Consider the following 21,198-nt stretch of genomic DNA (forward strand, 5'->3'; position numbering starts at 1 on the left):
AAACATGACTTTTGATAATAGTTTCGAGAAAGCCAAGTATTACTTCCTGATTTAAGATATTAACGATATTAATGAGGGGAGTAAGGCCGCTAAGCAGCTTCCATTAATTACTTCACTGCATTTCTAGATTTTGAGACGAGGAGAGATATTATATGTTATATGTAAATAAAACAGTAGGAGAAATAATTAAAGAACTATATGATTTATGGGAAGTAGAACATAAGACATGGCCAGATTCTGTGAATCCATCTCATTTGGAATTTGAATTGAAAAAGTTTGATCCTGAATCAATAGAACAAATTCGATTAGTTTCTACTTTGTGCTTTATCGTTAAAACAGGTGCATGGGAAACTTCATACAGTGCACTAAAAAGGATGCTTCCTGATCAAGAATTTGAAGATGCAACTCTTGAAGAAATAAAGAATTATTTTACTGGAATTGAATATATAGAAGATAAAATTATTTTTGAGGAATATATAAGAAACCAAAGAAATCCTTTCATTTTAGAATTATTATCACATGTAATGTTAAATTCTGTAGAAAATAATCAAGCTAGTGCCCCTTTTAATCTTGAGTTACAAGGAATTCACTATATGCATTTAAATTCAAAAAAACAAGGACTAGATTTAGCTGCTATCGCTAAAGATACTTTAGATGAAGAATACTATCTGGTTATAGGGGAAACAAAGAATAGAAAAAGCCCAGCACAAGGAACACTTGAAGCACTTAGTGGTTTTAACAAATTCGATAGCGGAAAACAATGGCCAGATATTCGACAAATTATGAGAACTGTAGCTAATAGTTTTGAAAATCCAGATAATAAAATAAGCACAGCAATTTCCAAACATATTTTATGGCAGAAGAAAATAATTTATCGATTAACAATTGAACACCGGTCTAATAAGCCAAAACAAGGGTCACAGTTTAGAGACTTTAAAACAAATACACCTAATGTTACTTATGCTCAATTTAGACAATGTGAAGCTATTTCGACTAGAAGATTAGATGTTTTCTATGACGAAGTTTCAAAATTATTAGTAGAGTTCATTGAAAAACAGGAAGAAGAAATAATATATGTTGGATAAATTCGCCAAAGGGAGATATGAAATTGCATCGAGCTTATTAGACAACATTAACGGGGAAGAAATACGAATATTATTGTTGCAGATTACAATAGAAGCTTCGAAGAAAAATCTTAAGCACATTGACGATCTAGATGATAGCAATAAATATGATGCTGCAACTTTAAAACGTTTAGCTGAATCTTTGCTATTTAGAATTGTATTTGATAAAGGTTTATCGAAAAATGAAAAAGAATCTGCCGCGCTTGTCTGTGCTTATGCTTATGAAACTTTATGTCCCCCACTGTTGGAAGAAACCAATTTAAATTTAGATAGTTATGAATTTCTGAATAGAATCATATCATCGTTACTCTATTATATTGCGGGATATGATCCTAATGCGGAAGTAATAACTAGTCAACTTGATGAAATATTATCTTCTATAACTGATGATGAAAGTTTAGAAGTGATAGTTATAAAACAACTTTATAATTTTGCCCGTTTAAAAATGAGTCAGGTTTATATTCAGGTTAAAGCACCATATGTTTCAAATATAACTAGTTTTGAATTATTAGAAGAGCACTGTAGGAATGCTTGTTTATATAATTTAAATGACTGTTTAAATAAACTTTCAAACGAGTTTTGCTATGTTCATACCGTGTGGAGTGAAGATATTAGTTCCAAATTAAATGGATTGTCTAAAAATTCTAGGGACTGTGGACAAGAAACTATTACCTTATTATCAATGTTATTACTTCTATTTGAAGAATTATCACAAGCAAGGGCGATTTCTATTTTAATAAGTCCATCACATTGCGATCCTTATATTTGGAAACGTCATATGAAACGGTATATTGAAGATGGTATTTATCTAATTTGGCCTCCACATAAAGAGGCTATAATTCAAGGTCTTTTGGATGAAAATACAAACAATATAATAGCAATACCTACGGGTACTGGTAAAAGTTTAATAGCTGAACATAAAGTAATTTCATACCTGCAAAGGGGTTCTGTCATAATTTATTTGGCTCCCACCTTGGCGTTGTGCAGACAAATTACTAAAAATATGAAAAAAATTATGGACATTCATGACAACGGTAAGGGCAGTAGTGTACTTATAGATGAAGAGGCTTTATTTTCTGAAAGCAACCTTAATGAAAATGAAGACATGATTTTAGTTATGACCCCAGAAAAATGCGTTTCTCTAATTGCAAATAATAGTGAATTGGTGTCGAAGTGTACTCTTTGTATTATTGATGAATTTCATAATATTTTTCATGGTGCTAGAGGAGCTCTTTTAGACTTATTGTTAAGTAGAATATCTCAGATATCAGGGGCATCTTTTTTGATTATGTCTGCTTTAATTGACGATTCCCCTAAATTAGAGCATTGGTTAAAGAAATTAAACGGTAATCATTTAGCAATAACAAAAACTAAATGGCGACCCGCGAGAACATTAAGAGGTTTTGTAAGTCATCCTGAAACCGAGATTGAAAGAGCTAAAATTGAAGCTGAAAATAGTGGGAAAAATACATATAGATCCCTATTAATTACAAAATTGTACTTCTGTGTACAGGATGTATGGGCTGAAAATAATCAAAATGCTTACCCTTTGGAATTACCTGTTAAATTGGATGTTAGATTTAAAAAGATTAAGGATAAGCGTAAATATAATAGTTACTATTGGACGGTAGATGGGTATGGTAATGATGTTTCTAGGCAATTAGGAAATTATTTAGCATCTAGTAATATGTCTGTAATGATATTCTCACAAGGTACAAGGCATTTATTAAATGAATTGAATAAACACAAGAAAATCGGTATATTCCCACAAACGTTAACAGAAGTTACTAAATCATATCTAACTTTGGCAAAAGAAGAATTAGGGTTTGTATCTGAATTAAATACTGGTCTTAAAGATGGTATTGGAATACACACTCAAGCCTTAATAAATGAAGAGCAGCTAGCAGTAGAAGATTTTTATCAAAAAATCACTAACGGTGTATTATGTGCTACAGGAACTATTTCGCAAGGGTTAAATTTAGCAGCTTCTGTGGTAATTGTTAATACTACTAAACAGTATTCTGAACAAGAATCAAAATCAATGTCTAAATCTGAAGTTTTAAACATGTTAGGACGGGCAGGTAGACCGGGATTCGGCCAACAATCATTAGGGCTTATAGTTCCTCAATATCCATCTACAACTTCAGAGAATGGTTTTACTTTAGATAGTGATTCCACAGCATTTCTTGAAAGAATTGACGGAGTTGAAGAAACTAATTCTGGTTTATTAAATATTATTCATGATATAGCTGAAAAAGAGTTAAATGAGGAAGGCATTGATGATGATTTCACTTTAATAACTAATGTTTTAGGCTTCCAATCACAAAGACTTAGAAGAGATTTGTTAAATAAAACTTTAGCGACTCAGTTTTTAGACAATACAACATTTGATCGAGCCTTTGATAAATGGAATTCATGGTTGGACTCTGTTGATAAAGAAAAAAAAGAAATAATTCTAAAAGCTGCAGTTAAATCAGCAAATAAAGCAAGTGTTATTGAAGTTATTATAGAAACTATAAATCAAAAATCAGTGAAGAAATTATTAGAAAATGAACACGGAGAATCAGTGTGGTTAACTTGGTTTTTTGAATGCATATCCAAACTAGATATTGACTTTATTCAAAAAAATATTCATGAGTTGTTTACTAGCAATGAAGTTATGATTAAATTTTTACGAGGATGGATAGCTGGTTCTTCTATTTTAGAATTAGCAATAATCCTAAATCAGTATGATATTGGTAAGCTAAATAAGTTAGATTTAAGTAGAAACAATCAAACAAGCATAGCTAAGTCTATAAAAATTATTAGGGAAGGAATTAGGAATGTAAGTCATATAGCTACGGCATATATTTCTATAGTTGATATAATTGTAGCCCAAGAAGAGACCTCCAGTAAATTACCTGATAACTTATTATCTATATCTAGTTGTCTCCGATTTGGAGTTTCTAGTGAAATCGCTGTATCGTTAAGAAAGTTAGAAATTCCACGAAAAATTTCAAATGAATTATCACAATTTATACCTGTAAATATGAGTGTAACGTCATTTATAAATGCTTGGAAAATCAAAGGAGAAATCAATGGAATAGCAATAAATAATGATGTAAAGAGAGCTCTGTTTATCATTTTAAAATAATAATTTGCAATGAGATTGACCATTGTTAACCGTATGAGGAGGGATGTTTTCTTTTAATAAACATCTCAGCGCAATGCTTTACAAGCACTTCCTTTTAGAAATTTATTTAAAGAAAACACATTCATATTAAAAAGCCTGAAGAAATTTCAGGCTTTTTATTGTTCCATATATTCAACTAACTTCTTGAAAGACCTCGGTTGGTTAAGACAATCCCATTTTGTCTTAACCTATCTAACTTTCAATACCTCAATACCTTAATTAGAGCCCTTTTGTAAATGATTTCAATAATACCATTCATCACCTCTTTCAAATGATATAATTCATAATAATCAAAGAACTAATTCAGGAGGTACACAATGCCCATCTACAACAAACTAGTACGCGACCGAATTCCAGAGATTATCGTGGCTACAAACAAGAAATACTCAATGAAGGTGCTTGAACCTGCTGAACATGAAGTGGAAATCAAACGTAAATTAATAGAGGAATTGAAAGAGTATCAAGAAGCCACTTCCAATGAAGAAGCGATTGAGGAATTAGCGGATTTACTTGAACTTATTTATGCTGTGTTACCTTTGCATGGAACTACAATTGAGGAGTTGGAAGAGGTACGAGTAAAAAAACTTGAAAAACGAGGCGGCTTCGATAATGGGTATTACCTGATCGAGGTTGAAGATGACTGAGGTTCGATTAATCACTCATCACTTGGTGGATGATTTAAAACGGTTAAGTGAAACGGCGACAAGTATGTATTGGATGACAGCATTCGCTATGACATCTGGTGTAAAAATGGTTTTGCCACAGTTGAAAGCCACTTCTTCACTTGGATGTGAAATCAAGATGTTGGTGGGCGATTACCTGTACATTACACAACCTGATGCACTAGAGATCCTACTAAAGGAGTTACCTGGCATTGAACTGAGACTTTTCCAGAGCGGCGGGCAGTCATTTCATCCTAAAGCCTATTTGTTTCGAGGAAATGATCAAAACCATGTCATCGTTGGCTCATCAAATTTGTCTAAATCAGCATTGACTGGCGGCATCGAATGGAGTTTGCATGTTCCGACACCATTAGATGATGCTCTTTTTGACGTAGCTGCTGAAGAATTTATGAAACAGTTTTATGAAGAACGCACCATTCCAGTGAATGAAGAAACGTTAGCGCTATATCGTGACCAATTTGATATCCATAATATCCAAAGACCTTTTAGCATGGCGTGGTCTGAACAAGAGGACCATGAAGTTATGTATGGTACGTCTAGTGGTGATTCGGTTTTAGTGGAAACCAAAGAACCTTATGTTACTCAACAAGTACTGACACCACGGCCAGCACAAATATTAGCTTTACAAGCTCTTCAAGACTCCATGCAGGATGATTATGATAAAGCGTTAGCCGTTATGGCAACCGGACTTGGGAAAACGTATTTAGCCGCGTTCTTTGCAGAGCAATTTGTACGAGTTTTGTTCGTTGCTCATCGTGAAGAAATTCTGATTCAGGCACAACAATCATTCAAAAATGTACATCCAACAAAAAGTACTGGATTTTATAATGCTAAAGAAAAGACGATGAATGCTGATTTTACCTTCGCTTCTGTTCAGACCCTTAATCAGCGGCACCATCTGTCCGGCTTCGTGCCAGATACATATGATTTGATTGTTGTGGACGAGTTCCATCATGCGAGTGCACCAAGCTACCTGCGCATTCTGGATTACTTCAAGCCTAAATTTCTTCTTGGTATTACAGCAACGCCTTTTCGACTGGATAACAAAGATGTTTTTGGACTCTGTGACGGAAACGTCGCTATTTCAATTCATTTTTTAGATGCCATCAAGCAGCAATGGCTATCCCCTTTTCGCTATTACGGTATTTATGACGACACTGACTATTCGCAGCTGCGTTGGCTTGGTACTCGCTATGACGAAGAACAATTGGCAAGTGTGCAATTACGGACGGGAATGGCACAGAAGATTTTGCAGGAATGGATCCAGAATAAACAATCACGAACCATTGCATTCTGTTCATCCATTCGTCAGGCAGATTTCCTAAATCATCACTTCCAGCAAGCCGGATTCCGCTCCATTTCATTGAATGGCAATACGCCAAACGAAGATCGATTGTCTGCGCGGGAACGCTTGAACTCAGGGAGACTCGACATCATCTTTACCGTAGATTTGTTTAATGAAGGCGTAGACATACCTCGTGTCGACACTCTGCTGTTTGTCCGACCTACTGAATCACTTGCTGTCTTTACCCAACAAATCGGGCGTGGCCTTCGGATTGCTGATGGTAAGAATGACTGTGTCATTATCGATTTAATCGGGAACTACCGTAATGCTGACGTGAAATGGGGCGTCTTCAATCCAACATATGTCGGTGAACCTGAGCCTCGTTTAATTGAGCAGACATTGCCAGAAGGCTGTGAATTCAACATCGACACGGAAGTAATCGATTTGATTTTACATATGACTAAGAAACTGGCACGTGGCAAAGAGTTGTTGATCTTGCATGATCATGAACTGCGTAAGGATCTTGGTCATCGGCCGACGTATTTAGAATATCATTTGCAGGCAGGTGTAGACTCTTCGATGATCAAACGTGAATTCGGGACTTATTTCAACATGCTAAAAGCTTCCGGAGAATTAAACGATAAGGAGTTACAGGTTCTTGAGGATTATGAAGAATGGTTTCTCGAAGCCGAACGTACAGGCATGACAAAAAGCTATAAAATGGTACTGCTCCGCTGCATGTTAACACGCGGTGAGGATGAATGGTTTTTACCTATTAAGGCTGTCGATGCAGCGAAATGCTTCCATCATTACCTGACGGATAAATCATACCGCAAGAATATCGACTTTAGCGATAAACAAGGCAAGGAAATGGAACAGTATGATGAACGTAAAGTAGCATCACTCATTCAACGAATGCCCATGACCATGTGGGGCGGCTCTGCTAAAATGATTACCTATGAAGATAAAGTTTTCAAGTTTGACTTTGATGTCACACCGGATAATCGATCAATTGTCTATGAATGGACTAGACAGATTTGTGAATATCGTTTGCACACGTATTTTGAGAAAAAATCCAAAATAATAAGTAGTTAACGCCTTTTATCCCCAGCGAAATTAATTTGCTGGGGATAAAATAATATCTTTATATAGATAACTTAGATTATGGTTTTAATTCACAATGCCGTTCAATCCTGAGGTTCATTTATGTAACCCCCCAATTGATTAAAATACTTATTTTTCAAAGAACGAATACAACTGCTCCTTAAATAACTTGGTATCAAATGGAATAATAACATTCTCCGCTAACTCGGATTTATCAATAAGCATTTGGTGCATGATTTCCTCTACCGTTCCATTTGGGAAGTTCTCTTTATCTTGAGTGATAATTTGATAAACATATACATCTTTTGTTTGTCCTATACGATATGCACGATCGGTTGATTGATTTTCAACAGCCGGATTCCACCATCTTGTATAATGCAATACGTGATTAGCACTTGTAATGGTCAATCCTACACCCGCCGCTTTTGGTGAGAGAAGCATCACACCAAACCCGGTTTGATTACCGAAATCTTTAACTACTTCCGATCTGTTTTTGGTATTCCCATCGATTATTGGAACATGTACCCCGTATCTACTTGAAATTTCTTTTTTCAATATAGATTGTACCTTTCGAAATTCTGTGAAGATTAATATTTTTTCGTTACTTATCTTCACTTTATCTAATAGTGTAATTAACTCTTTTAGCTTTGGAGCATCATCAATATTAACTTTTTTTTCAATGTGTTCGAACACGCCTGGATGTGCGTATAGTTGACGTAAATTCCCTATCACAGTTAACATATTTCCTCGTTTAGAGTGAATGCTTTGTAGCATGGTTTCGGAAATATTCTTTTGAATTCTTGATGCTTGCAAATATGTTGGGGCTAGAATGTGTTTTGATGGTAACTTATCACTAAGAACTTCTTTTTTGGTTCGTCTTAAATAATATGGTTTGAGTGTCTTCATCAATAAATCAACATTACTATTTTTTATGAAACTTTTTTTGAATTCATTTAACGAAAACATTGCGCCAGGTTGAACAAAATCCATGATAGTCCATAATTCTTCTAAACTATTTTCTACAGGAGTTCCCGTCATCGCTAAACGAAATTCACTTTTCATTGCCCTTAATGCACGTGACCGTTCACTTGAATGATTTTTAATGTTTTGAGCTTCATCCGCTATAATATTTTGAAAATTTATTCGTCCAAATAATAGTTGATCAATTTTCAAGGTATCATAACTAATGAATATAAGTTCCTGTTTTTCTAGAATTGAATGATTTCGTATCCTATTCGGACCTTGATGTATATAGATTTTATTCGAAAGGCTAGGTGCAAACTTATTAATTTCATTTTCCCAGTTTTCAATTAACGCTATAGGTAAAACAATCAATGTAGGTGCAAATTTTCCAAGTGATTGTTGATGTAATAAGAAAGTAATTACTTGCATGGTTTTTCCTAAACCCATGTCATCAGCCAATAGTCCGCTCGAATTGGAGTCAGCGAGAGATGCAATCCATCGGAAACCTTCTATTTGATAATCATATAATGTAGCATTTAGAGTACTTGGAACAGGAAAGTCTTTAAATTGCTTATTCAGTTCATTTGAAACTGAGTACCCTAGATTTTCCTCATTATCTAAAATGTCTAATCTTAGTTTTGATTTATGTGATTTTTCTTCATCATCAATCAAATTCAATTCTTTTCTTAATGTGTTATCTACAAAAATCCACATTTTTTTGTGCTTAATAAAATTGCTATTTGGTTTTGCTGCCACATCTTTTCTTAGTTCATCCATATCAATATCCAGTTTCTCTCCTGACTCATCATCGAACCAGGAATACTTACCCTCATTGTATTGCATACGAGGCTTTTTGATTTCAACAAATCCGATAACTCTTTTAGAAAAAGATTCAAGGTCAAATTGAAATTCATGTTCAGGAAATAACGATAATGGATTTTGAAAGAATTGTGGAATTTCTTCACCTTTTAAAATCTTTTTTTGGTTAATAATATTAATGTCTTCTCTTACTTGTTGACTCGATACAATCCGAGTGCGTTCATTGCTATTTTTTATTGTTGTTTGTGAATTATTGTTATTTAAATGGGATGTTAACTCATCTGATTCCCCCACTATTTTCAACAACATTGTATTGTCATCTAACATTGTAGGTTGCAAGTCATATTCTTCGATATATTCATACTTTTCACGGGTCAAAAAGTCATCGACATCAAAGTCATTAAGGTTTGATATTTTTTGAATCTTAGCTATTTGTTCGTACTTATGGTCAAAGGAATCTAATTTTGCGGCTTTATAGACATCCCATATAGATTGATTCAAATAATAGGTTTCTCCTGACATCTTAATGAAAGGAAATTCTACTAATGCTAAATGTCTTATATCAATTCCTTCATTTGTATTAATGAAAATCTCGAATTCCGGCTCGTGTCCAGAGTTGCCCGTCATTTGAATTTCTACTTTTACAGGCATTTGAACTACAGGTAAACCCATTCTCTCCAGAATGGGTTTAAAGTCTTCATTTTCAATTAGTTCATAAAAATTACTTATTGGTAATGACTGATTTTCTGAAAAATAATCTGTTTCCATTAACTCTTCAAAAGCTAAATATTTATCGAAGTGACTCCATGTATAACTTTCTCTGAACTGGAAATCTGATAGAGGAATGGTAAGAAGGTTCTTGGATTTCTTACTCGTCCCATAAAACTGAAAATAGATTTCATCATTTTCCATATGAAAGTCACACTGTAAAGTTATTTTGGTTTTCCCGAAGAATCTCACTTTCCTTTACCTCCCAATTTAATTTCCGTTTTAAAAAGTTATCAAACTTGTCTTGCCAGCCACCTGAATGTGTTAACCATCCCCCACGGACAACCGACTCTTTCTCCATCAACATTGATCGTGACAAACGATATCTATGATAATAGATATTCCCCATTTTAACTTTTTCTTCTTCTGCTAAATATCTTTGAACTAAATGGTCAAATTTCTTTTTATAAAACTCTTTTTTGTAAACATAAACTGCGCCTGTACCGAGAATTTCCATTATCACAACATCTTCAAAAAACATTAACATAGTATTCCGCTCAATAATTACTACATCTTGTAAAGTTGGTATGAATTTCCTCCAAAATTTAAAGCGTTCATGATCTTTATCGAGCCCCAAAAAGAATTCTCTGACATTCTTGCTCATAACCCACTTGTTAAACTCTTTTTTAACAGATTCTTCTATTAGGTCCCATTTCATCGGTTGGCGTATATACGTTTTCATTTTTTCATAAATTGCAAAGCTAATTTCTTCGTTAGTTTCTAAGCTGCCTGAGCGAATGAAACCGCTCGCTAATAACTGTTGCTTGATAGTATCCGCCCTGATAAACATTTCAATAAACTTTTTCTTCTCATGTCGATAAAGTTCAGGAGAGCCTTCTGTAAATAAAAGTAATAGTAGAGAATTATAAAAAGCATGCCCATCATTAAAAATCAATTGATGTTGAGCATCCGCTACTGAGATTCCATTATATAATATTAAGTTAGCAACATGTTTTTCAAATTCTTTATCCTTCATAAAAAAATTATTCCAATGCTCAATTTTCCTATTTGGCCATCCACGTGTCACTTTAGTGTGGTTACTAACAAATGCTATTTTCGCTATTTTCCAGTTCACACCAAAGACATTTGATTGATAACATGCCTCTATTGCATTTCTAAATAGTTGGCGGTTGTCATTTGCTATACTAAATAATTTCTCCTCAGTTAGTCTTTTATTGGCATCACTTTTAATCTCTTGAAACACAAATGGGAACAGTATCCAATATCTCTTTGTTAAACGATTAAACCATTTAGAAAAGTCATCTTGTGGTCTGTTATTATAAAAATGTATTAATCCTCTTAAATCCTCAATAACTGTTAAGAATTCCTTGGATTCAAAATAATTCACTTCAACATTAATTTCTCTTTTTATCCATTCCGCTAAGAAATACGGCTTATAATCGAACTTCAATTATCATTCACCAACTTTTGAATTTCTTCAATTCGCTCGTCCTCTTTTAATCTAAATAGAAATTCTACTCTTCTTGATTTTTCAGCATTATAAGTTCCATCATTATTAGATAATGGAACAGTAAAACTCCTGCCATTAGAAGTCACATATACTTTAGAGAGCTCTTGTTCAGGGAATTTTGGAAACCCTTCCGCATAAATTTCTTCTAATACAGAGAATGCGCGGTTTTGAGAAAGTGCTAAATTATTTATATATGTTCCAGCTTTATCGGTATGACCTTCAACTATAATGCTTGAGATTTCGCTCTTGAAACGCTCTTGAAGAATAATGCCAAAATATTTTGGAACAAATTCTTTTAAAAATTTTTTTCCGGATTTTGAAAGCTCAAAAGAATCGTAATCATATAATATATTACCTGGGAATCGGATAGCACCAGTTTGACTGTCAACCTCTATTTTCACATTCGAATCTTTAAATTCCTCTGTCAATGCTGCGATAATATCATTCTTAACATTCGTTACTGCATCTATTTGTTTTTGTTTTTCTTCCATATTCTTTTGGTACTCAGACATATCTTCTCGATAGTCTAGAATGACTATTGTTAATAAAAGAGCAAATACCATAAGCATTGCGCTCATTAAATCCGCATATGACATCCAATAATTTGTTTCTGTTCTTTTACGTCTCATACTAGAGAATCTACTTTATTCTTCATTTTTTCTAATTGCTCTATTAACTCTTCTTGAGAGTCTCGATAAACTTCCGATAAAATTTTAAAGTGATTAACTACATCTTTTAATTCTTTATCGAATAATTGGAATGTCGTTGTTACGCCTGATTCAATGTTTCCTTTAAATTCCTTCATAGAATTTGTTAATTCTTCACGAGTTGCTTTAAATTCTTTAGCAGTTGTTTCCCATTGGGATTTCGAATATTGTACTTGTTTTGTTGTTTCTTCTAAATTAGTTTGTGTAATATGAATAAAATCATTAATTCTTCCATTCAAATTGGTATTCCAATCTTCTAAGTGAGGAATCATTTCTTTTTGTGTATTTTGCATTTTTAATAAGTCTTCAGTCAAAGTACCAAAATTAATTATTGTTTCACTCAATGAATCGCTTAAAGGAGACATTTTCTCCATTGATTGTGTAATACTATCACTATATAATTTGGATGTTTCAGATGCTAACTTTTGATTTTCTGATGAATTTTCGAGTTCCAATGCCAGTCTTTCAAACCTTTGAGAAACATGATTGGTTTTCTCCACTAAATCATCCATCATTGTTTGTTGTACTCCAGACATACGCTCTCCAAAACCAACAAAGTTTTCTACCAATTTATCAGATTTTTCCATGAATGATTGATTGTTCTCAATTACTTTTTGCTGATATGGAATCATTTCTTTTTGTGTATTTTGCATTTTTAATAAGTCCTCAGTTAAAGTGCCAAAATTGATTATTGTGCTACTTAATGAATCCGCTAAAGGAGACATTTTTTCCAGTGATTCTTTAATACTATCACTATATAATTTGGATGTTTCAGATGCTAACTTTTGATTTTCTGATGAATTTTCAAGTTCCATTGCCAATCTTTCAAACCTTTGAGAAACTTGATTCGTTTTTTCCACTAAATCATCCATCATTGTTTGTTGTACTTCAGACATACGCTCTCCAAAACCAACAAAGTTTTCTACTAGCTGATCAGATTTATCCATGAATGATTGATTGTTTTCCATCACTTTTTGCTGATATGGAATTTGTTGTAATTGTAAATCTTGCATTTGATTTAGTGATGTTGATAGATGATCTAATTTTTCAAATGAATTAGCGTACGACTTCTGTGTTGATTGCACTTCTGTCGAAAGACATTCAAAAACATTTACCATTCCAGCAGTTTTTTCAAATAACTTTTCATTTGAAGTAGACGCAAATTCTAGTTGTTTGACCATCCCAGTGACGGATTCAAGCATCGACTCTTGTGAATGTTTAGAATTCTCTAGCATTACCATAAACTCTTTAATTGTTTCTTTCGTTCCACTCGTCATTTGTTCTATTAATTTGGATGACAGATCTTCACTCTGATTTTTCATTAAATCTAAATGTTCTTTAGAAGTTTCAGATTGTATCTTCAGCTGACTACTAATTTCATCATTTCCACTTTGGACAGTGTGAATAAAAGGTTGCATCGTTTTTTCAAGTGCATCTGTTAATAAAGTCTTCATTTGTTCTGATTGTTGCTGAGTTATTTTTTCTAGTCTATTTAAAAATATTTCTTCATCATCTGCATTCAGCAATAAGTGTAATTGGTTAGAATGCCAATCAATTTTAGCTTCTACACTACTGGAGATCCCTCGGTCAATAATTATCCATATTAATGAAAGAACCACACCAAAAACTGATGTGTAGAACGCTGTCTTCATACCGCTAATTAGTCCAGAAACCCCTTGTCTAAGTAATTCGGGATCCATTACATTTAAGCCCGAAAGACCTATAGAGAGACCTATAAAGGTTCCCAAAACGCCTAACGAGACATGAACACCGCTTCCGATATCCAACATTTGACGTTTTCCTATAGTGTCGTGTAACGCATCTTGCCCGAAAAATGGTTCAACTCGTATTTTTTCGTCGCTTTTTTTATCTTTTTGTATACGTTTGTAGTAGCGCTCCCATTGTTTTCTATATGTTGACTTATGATGGACATTTGTAAATATTTCGTTTATTTTATAATTTAAATTATGATTTTCATAATTATCCTCTAATTCTAATAACTCATTTTTCACATCTTTCATAGCTGCATATTCATTTCGCAAAGTTACAAAATGAATAATAAGTAGTAAAACAAAAACGCAAATTTGTATTAAGATAAATAAACCAGTGAAGTACTCTAATCCCCAATCATTTAGAATTGAAAATAGATATTCAAATACCTTATAAAATATTTCCATTACAATCACTCTTTTCTATTTATACGAGTCTAATTTCACTTCATTTTAACACCAACATCTGAAGAATTGCTTAATTATTTGTAATATAATGTCGTCCCATAGTTATTTCTATTTTTCAATACACATGATAATGAATTCGTACTTTTTCGAAAGGTAGATATCATGTCTTCAATAACATAAATGAGTACATGATAATAAAAAACCTATGATAATAGTTTTTACTATTATCATAGGTTAAATGATTTTAAGCGTTTAATTTTTGAAGATCATCTTGTTTTTGATTAAGTTGTTCAAACAATTTCTCTACAGTTCCAACACCAACGTTTTCGTATTTACCTAATATCACAAGTTCCTTGGGCAACTGTCCAACTGTTTTAATATTAAATAGCTTAAACTGTTTAATTAAACTTGGGATTGAGTGGAAATTTTCTGTTGTCAGTTCAATTTCATTTAATCCATTTGTGACGATAATATAGTTTGCTTTGAAGAACAAAAAAAGTTCCCCCTGTTTTTCCATGATTACTCTTCGACGTTCTTTTTCTTCTTCTACAAATACTTTTAACTCATCGAAGAATCTTTTATCGGTTAATTCATTGAATCTACTAACATATTTGTGCAAGCCTTTTAGATCTTGTGGCAATTCACTCATGATTCGGGCTTGTTGCTCAGCACTTAATCGAACAAGAAATGTTGTACTTTGATTAAATCGTTGCGGAAGTAAAAAAGCATCTCGTAGAAAATAGGGAATATCTAAAGTTTGTTCTTCGAAATTGATAGTGCGAATCGTTGTGAATCCAGGCTCTTCTTCCTTAATTTTCACTCCGTCTCCACTAGTAGTACCTGCTGCAACTTCTTCTCCAGCTAGTTCTTGAGTCATTGCTTTCTTTAGTAGTTCCTCAAGTGTTATAAGGCGAATTTCTAGTTCTGCCATATCGTATTTCTCTTCTCGAATTGGTTGAGGATCCAGGTATACTGGGACTTCAAAGTCTGTAGGACCATATACTTCGATATACCATTTCACCACTACATATAAGGCTTCCCAAGTCATAAGTGATTCACTTATTCGAATAGATCTAGTCTGATGAACCGCTTGATTTCCATTTTTCCTTATGGAATCAAATGCCTCTAATACCTCTGTAGTTAATAAACCATTAGTTGCAAGTTTGTCTAATCTATCTTTTAATGAATCAAATGGTGTATCTGTCAATTCTTCAATTTTCATAACACTTTGTAGGAGAGCATCTGCAAAAATTCTAGCATGTGTCACCATGGTACGTGGACTACTATAAATACTTAATTCCAATTCACGAGCTACTTCTGCTAGTTCAACTGAAGATGACTCTAGAAATTCATAGAAATATGGTTTGGATTTCACTCTCTATTCTCCCTCTGTTCAGTTCCATTAAATTAATTTATCTATATTCTACCATTATGTTAAATTTATATTTGTCGGATTTTGTCGAAATATCTATTATAATTAGAATATTATTTATTAATTGTTTTCTTTAAAAAGGTTGTTCAAAAAGGAACTAGTTTCTGGATAGTCTTTCCCCTTAATGACCATGTGAGGTGGCTCTGCTAAAATTCTTACTTATGAAGGAGCGCATCAATGACAGTCAGTCCTAGCATAAAAACCCCTAAAGAATATGCTAAAATAAATATAGTGACAATTTTCACAAAATGATGAGGGATTTCATGTATAGAATAATGATGATAGAAGACGATGAAAAAATTAGACAGATTGTCGCTGACACTTTGAAAAAGTGGCAGTATGATGTAGTGGAAGTGACCCAATTTGATCAGGTACTAACGGAATTTGAGCAGACAAATCCACACCTCGTACTATTAGATATCAATCTTCCAGTTTTTGATGGATACTACTGGTGTCAGCAATTACGCTTGATTTCCAAGGTACCGATTATATTCCTTTCATCTAGAACTCAGAATATGGATATCATTATGGCAATTAATATGGGTGGGGATGATTTTATCCAGAAGCCATTTGACTTGGATATCCTTGTCACGAAAATCAGTGCGCTCATCCGCCGGAAATATACCTACCAGGAAGATGAGAACATCAGTTTCATCCATCAGGGATTGAAATTATATGTAACCAATTCAACAATTGAATATAAAGGGCAAAGCACTGAGCTAAGCCGGAATGAATTCATCCTTTTACAATTGATGATGCGGAATATCGGAAAAATCATTTCGCGCGAAGACTTAATGCAGGCACTATGGAATGAAGAACAGTTCGTCGATGATAACACATTGACCGTGAACGTGAACCGGATGCGCAGAAAAATCGCTACTCTTGGACTGGAGGAGTTCATTGTCACCCGTAAAGGAATGGGGTATTTGATCGAATGACCTTCCTTCGCTATCTAACCTATGAAAAGACTTATATTTATCTATATCTAGCTGTTTTCCTAATCTCGGCCGCGGTATTTTTTACCGATAGCAATGGCGGCTGGGCATGGGGGACGTTCTTCTATGCTTTCGCCCTATCCTCGATCGTATTATTCGGATTTTTATTAGTTCGCTATCAGCAAAATGTACGTGTGGTCCAACGAATGAAAAGTGAGGATTATGACACTTTGTCGTTAGAAGGAGAATTTGCTAAAGAGTACATTGATGAGCTGAAGAACCGGCATATCCGTGAAATGAATCAGATTCAAAACAGGCAGAATGAGCATTATGATTTTATCATCGCCTGGTTCCATGAGATAAAAACACCGATTGCGGTTCTTCGCTTACTGCAGCAAACCGATATGGACGCCAACAGTTTAAGGGAAGAGATCACGAAGATTGAAAATTACATTGATCAAGCTCTCTATTATGCCAAGCTCGATAGCTTTAACCAGGATTACGATATTCAAAATTGTGACATGATCCAGATTACGAAAGAGATCGTAAAGGCTCATTCGAAAACCTTTTTCTCAAAAAAAATCCGCATTAATATGCTGTCAGATTCACTGATTGTTCAAAGTGATCCTAAATGGCTACAGTTTATCGTCAATCAGTTATTGACAAATAGTTTAAAATATACAGAACTTGGCGGGGAGATTACCATTTCAGCATTCGAAACACCGCAAGAAAAACAGTGGCTGATTCGGGACAGTGGTATTGGTATTAGCCAAAAAGACCTTCCACGAATTTTTAATCGTGGGTTTACCGGAGAAACGGGACGAACATACACGAAGTCGACTGGAATGGGTTTATATTTAGCCCAACAGTTAAGTAACAAATTAGGACATTATATTAGTTGTAAGTCGGAAGTGAGAGAGTTCACTCAATTTATTATTCACTTCCCGCTAGATAGCGATCCGTATTTAATCCTACAAAAAATACACGATGAGTAAAATAACTCATCGTGTATTTTTTTCGTTGATAATTTTGTAGTAAATAGATGTTGATGATACGTAAAAGATTAGATAAATTAACACATACAATCCCATGACAGAAAAAATAATCGTCGTTAAGGAAGGCAAATCTTTTATTATCAGGATGACTGTGTAGTATAAAAGAAACCAACTGTGTACCAATCCAAGTATTAGTGGCGGTAAAAAAACGAACAGCAATTGTTTCCCAATAATCTTTTTTATTTCTTTGTCTTCAACACCAATTTTACGTAAAATTGCGTAGTGTTCTCGCTCTTCTGTAGCTTCGCGTAGCTGTTTAAAGTATATGACACTTCCTAAAGCAAACAATGCAATGACGGCAAAAAACGCAACGGAGAACAATATTAAAGATGACGACTCAGTATCGATGGAATGCATATCGATATAGGCTGAATAATATGCTCCTTCTCCTTCTGCTTTCATAACGATATCGAATATTTTTCGTGATACGTCATTGGATGTTTTCGAATCTTCGATTTGGTAAATTTCATATGAAGAAAGGGTATGATTTTCTTTTAAGTACTCAAAAGCTTCGTCTGAAATAACGAGTACAGAAGGTTGAAGATTGGAATTTCCACCAGGACTAGTTGGGATACTCAACAACGGGTACCGTATTTTTTCGACTATATGAAATGTATTGTCTTCTAGTAAGGTAATTTCAGGCTGAGGACTTTTATATTTTTTCGGTTCATCTAAACCCCTTGTTAAAACAATCGCTTCTTCACCTTCTAAATCTACTTTTTCACCTACTTCACGTAAATCAACAATTGCATTTAATTTTGACTCAGGGAAAAGATAAAAATCCTCTGTGTAATATTCGGGATGGCTAAAAAACGGTTTTCTATTTGGAATTTTTTCTGTTTGAATTCCCGTAATTGTTTCATGACCAATAATTGGATGCGAGTCATTCATAATTTGTTCAATCTGTTTTTGTGTTTCATTACCTTGCGACGAAAAGGCAATATGGTTCGGATATTCTTTTTTTACAACTTCACCTTTAACGGCGTAATCTACAGCAATAAATCCAACACCAAAGATGACAATGGCACTAATCAATGATATAAACGTAAAGTTTACTGTATTTCCTCGAATAGAAAACCGAAGGGAGGAAATCCATAACATTTTGGTACCATTAAAGTAATTTTTACTTTGACTCATTCTTTGTAAAATCCAACCGGAAAACTGGCGGAAAAATAAATACGTTCCGACAATCAATGCCACTGTGGTAGCAAATAATGTTTCTTTAAAACAATCTTTCCATATGTCAGTATCTCCTGATATGGTAATCGTGTAGTAGGATGCTGTAATCAATATAATGGACAATATCGCCAAAGTCATGGAAAATTTAAACGGTTTGTCTATTTTTTCTTTTGCATGAAACAATTCAACTAACTGCACACGACGGACATTAAAATAACTTTGAATAGTAATAATGCCGATTAATAAAGCGAATAACAGAATAGTTGAGACGATCGCTTCTAATGGAAAAGCAAAAGATATGTCGTCATTGTAGTGCATTAAGTTCATTAATACTGCACCAAAAAATTTCGATAATAATCCGCCGATTAATATACCGCTGGATACAGAAATGGCACTCAGAAATAACGTTTCAAAAAAGACCATTGTGGCAACTTGTCTTTCTTTCATCCCGTATAGTAAATACATACCAAATTCTTTTTTCCGCTGCTTCATGAAAAATGAGTTAGCGTACAAAATAAAACACACAATAAACAAAAAGACGATAATGGATGCAATGAGAATTACCGTTTTATAATTTTCTTTATTTTGAATTGCTGCAACTACGTCCTCGTTAAACATTAAACCGGAAAAGGTAAAGTAAATGACAACCCCGACAAACATGGAAATGAAATATATGGTATACAAACGGAAGTTCCGCTTCATATTCCTCCATGATAAATCAACTAAGTTCATCGTTGGTCACTCCCTATGGCACTTTGAATCGTTAGGATTCGGTCAAAGAATTCTTTTTCAGATTGTTCTCCTTTAAACATCTCATTGACGATTTTTCCGTCACGGAGAAAAATCACTCTCTGGGAGTAACTCGCTGCATACGAATCATGGGTAATCATCATAACTGTAGTCTTAAATGTTTTATTGAGCAATTGAATTTGTTCTAGCAACTGGGTGGCAGACCTTGAATCAAGTGCCCCCGTTGGTTCATCGGCAAACACAATCGCCGGATTGGTTATGATCGCCCTTGCAGCAGCCGTGCGCTGCTTTTGGCCGCCGGAAATTTCAGAAGGATACTGTTGTAAAATCCCTTCAATATTTAAAGCTTTAATCAATTTTGCTAATCGCTGTTCCATTTCTATTACAGGTGTTTTTTGTAATGAGAGTGGTAACAGGATATTTTCTTTCACCGTTAAGGTATCTAGTAGATTGTAATCTTGAAAAATAAATCCCATTCGTTTTTGGCGGAATTCTCGTAATGCTTTCTTCTTTAAATTTAACAACGATTGTCCTTCTATCCAAACATCCCCGCCAGTAAAGGTATCGATAGTTGAGAGAGTATTCATTAATGTCGTTTTACCAGAGCCAGATGGACCCATAATCGCGGTGAATTCCCCTTGTTCTATCGTCAAATCAATATTCTTTAAGACTTGTGTCTTTCCGTAAGATTTTGATAAGTTTTTTGTTTGTATAATTGTAGTCATTGTTTCCGCCTCCTTCACCACCTTACTATATCAACTAATTTTTCCTCCAACCATCGATATAACAACATCTAAAGTGACATTTTTGTCATGTTCAGAGAAGAATTAACCACTTTTCTATTAGTTTTGCGCTAATACTCATTAATGAGACGGATTGTTATCACGAATGGAAGCTATCTTCGCTTTTTTACTTACTGTTTGATTGAACGTTTGCTTTTCATTCTTTTCAGCTATTTTATTGATTTTTCATTTGCTACATCTGTATTTACAATTAGCTGTATTTGAATTGATCGTTCGATTTCTTCTAATTCATTACTAAGCTACTGCCCTTGGAAAATAACCTCCTCAGGAAATCAACTTTGTACTATCTAATAAAAGTAAAGCAGATTAAGAAGATCCCATAATGAATAACCTATCTAGCGCCATAGAATTGTATTGCAAGAACTGCTCCTTCAATTCCAGACTAAATCTATTCCCATTATTATTGGGATTACATAAACCCTTTTGCAAGATATGAACCAACTTGTTATTAACACCGTGACTTTATTTAAAAACAACACTAATCACTGTATAGCTCAGACGTTACACTAAGGGGAAAATACAAATAATAAAAACACGGCCATATCTTAATCCACCATTTTATATACAACAGCAATGAAAGACGAATCAGGTTTTAAAAAACCCCATATTTATTAAGTCCAAATTTTATGAATCGGAGGGATGAAAGTGATCAATAAATTCAAGAAATCAATAAATAATCCAAAAATATCAAAGAAAAGGTTCTCCCATTGGTGAAAACAGAAATGGAAAAGAGAAAAAAAAAATAGTAAGACTATCGAAACTTTGTTTACT

Annotated in this window: 13 protein-coding genes; 6 read left to right on the forward strand and 7 right to left on the reverse strand. The window is 34.0% G+C overall.

Annotation, left to right across the window (positions count from 1 at the left end; all coding sequences use genetic code 11):
• Nucleotides 1-152 precede the first annotated feature (152 nt).
• The 4 genes from E2636_RS16750 to E2636_RS16765 all read left to right on the forward strand — a co-directional run bounded on the left by E2636_RS16750 (nucleotide 153) and on the right by E2636_RS16765 (nucleotide 7,359).
• Nucleotides 153-1,085: a hypothetical protein gene (locus E2636_RS16750; protein ID WP_134211303.1), complete on the forward strand. Its 933-nt coding sequence runs from the start codon at nucleotides 153-155 to the stop codon at nucleotides 1,083-1,085.
• Complete coding sequence (locus E2636_RS16755) at nucleotides 1,075-4,257, forward strand: DEAD/DEAH box helicase (RefSeq protein ID WP_134211305.1); 3,183 nt, start codon at nucleotides 1,075-1,077, stop codon at nucleotides 4,255-4,257. Before E2636_RS16750 ends, E2636_RS16755 begins: the two co-directional genes overlap by 11 nt.
• Nucleotides 4,258-4,613: 356 nt before the next feature.
• On the forward strand, nucleotides 4,614-4,940 hold the full coding sequence (locus tag E2636_RS16760) for a nucleoside triphosphate pyrophosphohydrolase (RefSeq protein ID WP_134211307.1): 327 nt from the start codon (nucleotides 4,614-4,616) through the stop codon (nucleotides 4,938-4,940).
• Nucleotides 4,933-7,359: a DEAD/DEAH box helicase family protein gene (locus E2636_RS16765; protein WP_134211309.1), complete on the forward strand. Its 2,427-nt coding sequence runs from the start codon at nucleotides 4,933-4,935 to the stop codon at nucleotides 7,357-7,359. Before E2636_RS16760 ends, E2636_RS16765 begins: the two co-directional genes overlap by 8 nt.
• Nucleotides 7,360-7,497: 138 nt before the next feature.
• On the opposite strand, the gene E2636_RS16770 is transcribed toward E2636_RS16765, so the two are convergent.
• The 5 genes from E2636_RS16770 to E2636_RS16790 form a co-directional block, all read right to left on the reverse strand.
• Entirely contained in the window at nucleotides 7,498-10,062 is a 2,565-nt protein-coding gene (locus tag E2636_RS16770; RefSeq protein WP_134211311.1) for a DEAD/DEAH box helicase, read from the reverse strand.
• A 7-nt stretch (nucleotides 10,063-10,069) separates the two neighbouring features.
• Entirely contained in the window at nucleotides 10,070-11,329 is a 1,260-nt protein-coding gene (locus E2636_RS16775; protein WP_134211313.1) for a hypothetical protein, read from the reverse strand.
• Entirely contained in the window at nucleotides 11,326-12,018 is a 693-nt protein-coding gene (locus E2636_RS16780) for an OmpA/MotB family protein (protein ID WP_243840689.1), read from the reverse strand. The genes E2636_RS16775 and E2636_RS16780 overlap by 4 nt, the downstream gene beginning before the upstream one ends.
• Entirely contained in the window at nucleotides 12,015-14,273 is a 2,259-nt protein-coding gene (locus E2636_RS16785) for a hypothetical protein (RefSeq protein ID WP_134211315.1), read from the reverse strand. The genes E2636_RS16780 and E2636_RS16785 overlap by 4 nt, the downstream gene beginning before the upstream one ends.
• A gap of 244 nt (nucleotides 14,274-14,517) precedes the next feature.
• A complete protein-coding gene (locus E2636_RS16790) occupies nucleotides 14,518-15,648 on the reverse strand; it encodes a DUF4145 domain-containing protein (protein WP_134211317.1) in 1,131 nt (376 codons plus the stop codon).
• Nucleotides 15,649-15,968: 320 nt separating this feature from the next.
• Here E2636_RS16790 and E2636_RS16795 point away from each other — a divergent pair, with 320 nt between their 5' ends.
• Both E2636_RS16795 and E2636_RS16800 read left to right on the forward strand, forming a co-directional pair.
• On the forward strand, nucleotides 15,969-16,643 hold the full coding sequence (locus E2636_RS16795; RefSeq protein WP_134211319.1) for a response regulator transcription factor: 675 nt from the start codon (nucleotides 15,969-15,971) through the stop codon (nucleotides 16,641-16,643).
• On the forward strand, nucleotides 16,640-17,635 hold the full coding sequence (locus E2636_RS16800; protein WP_134211321.1) for a sensor histidine kinase: 996 nt from the start codon (nucleotides 16,640-16,642) through the stop codon (nucleotides 17,633-17,635). The genes E2636_RS16795 and E2636_RS16800 overlap by 4 nt, the downstream gene beginning before the upstream one ends.
• Nucleotides 17,636-17,641: 6 nt before the next feature.
• On the opposite strand, the gene E2636_RS16805 is transcribed toward E2636_RS16800, so the two are convergent.
• Together E2636_RS16805 and E2636_RS16810 are read right to left on the reverse strand one after the other, a co-directional pair.
• Nucleotides 17,642-19,606, reverse strand: a complete 1,965-nt coding sequence (locus E2636_RS16805; RefSeq protein WP_134211323.1) for an ABC transporter permease — start codon at nucleotides 19,604-19,606, stop codon at nucleotides 17,642-17,644.
• On the reverse strand, nucleotides 19,603-20,349 hold the full coding sequence (locus E2636_RS16810; RefSeq protein WP_134211325.1) for an ABC transporter ATP-binding protein: 747 nt from the start codon (nucleotides 20,347-20,349) through the stop codon (nucleotides 19,603-19,605). The genes E2636_RS16805 and E2636_RS16810 overlap by 4 nt, the downstream gene beginning before the upstream one ends.
• Between the last annotated feature and the right edge of the window lie 849 nt (nucleotides 20,350-21,198).

Source organism: Paenisporosarcina antarctica (assembly GCF_004367585.1).
Taxonomy (GTDB): domain Bacteria; phylum Bacillota; class Bacilli; order Bacillales_A; family Planococcaceae; genus Paenisporosarcina; species Paenisporosarcina antarctica.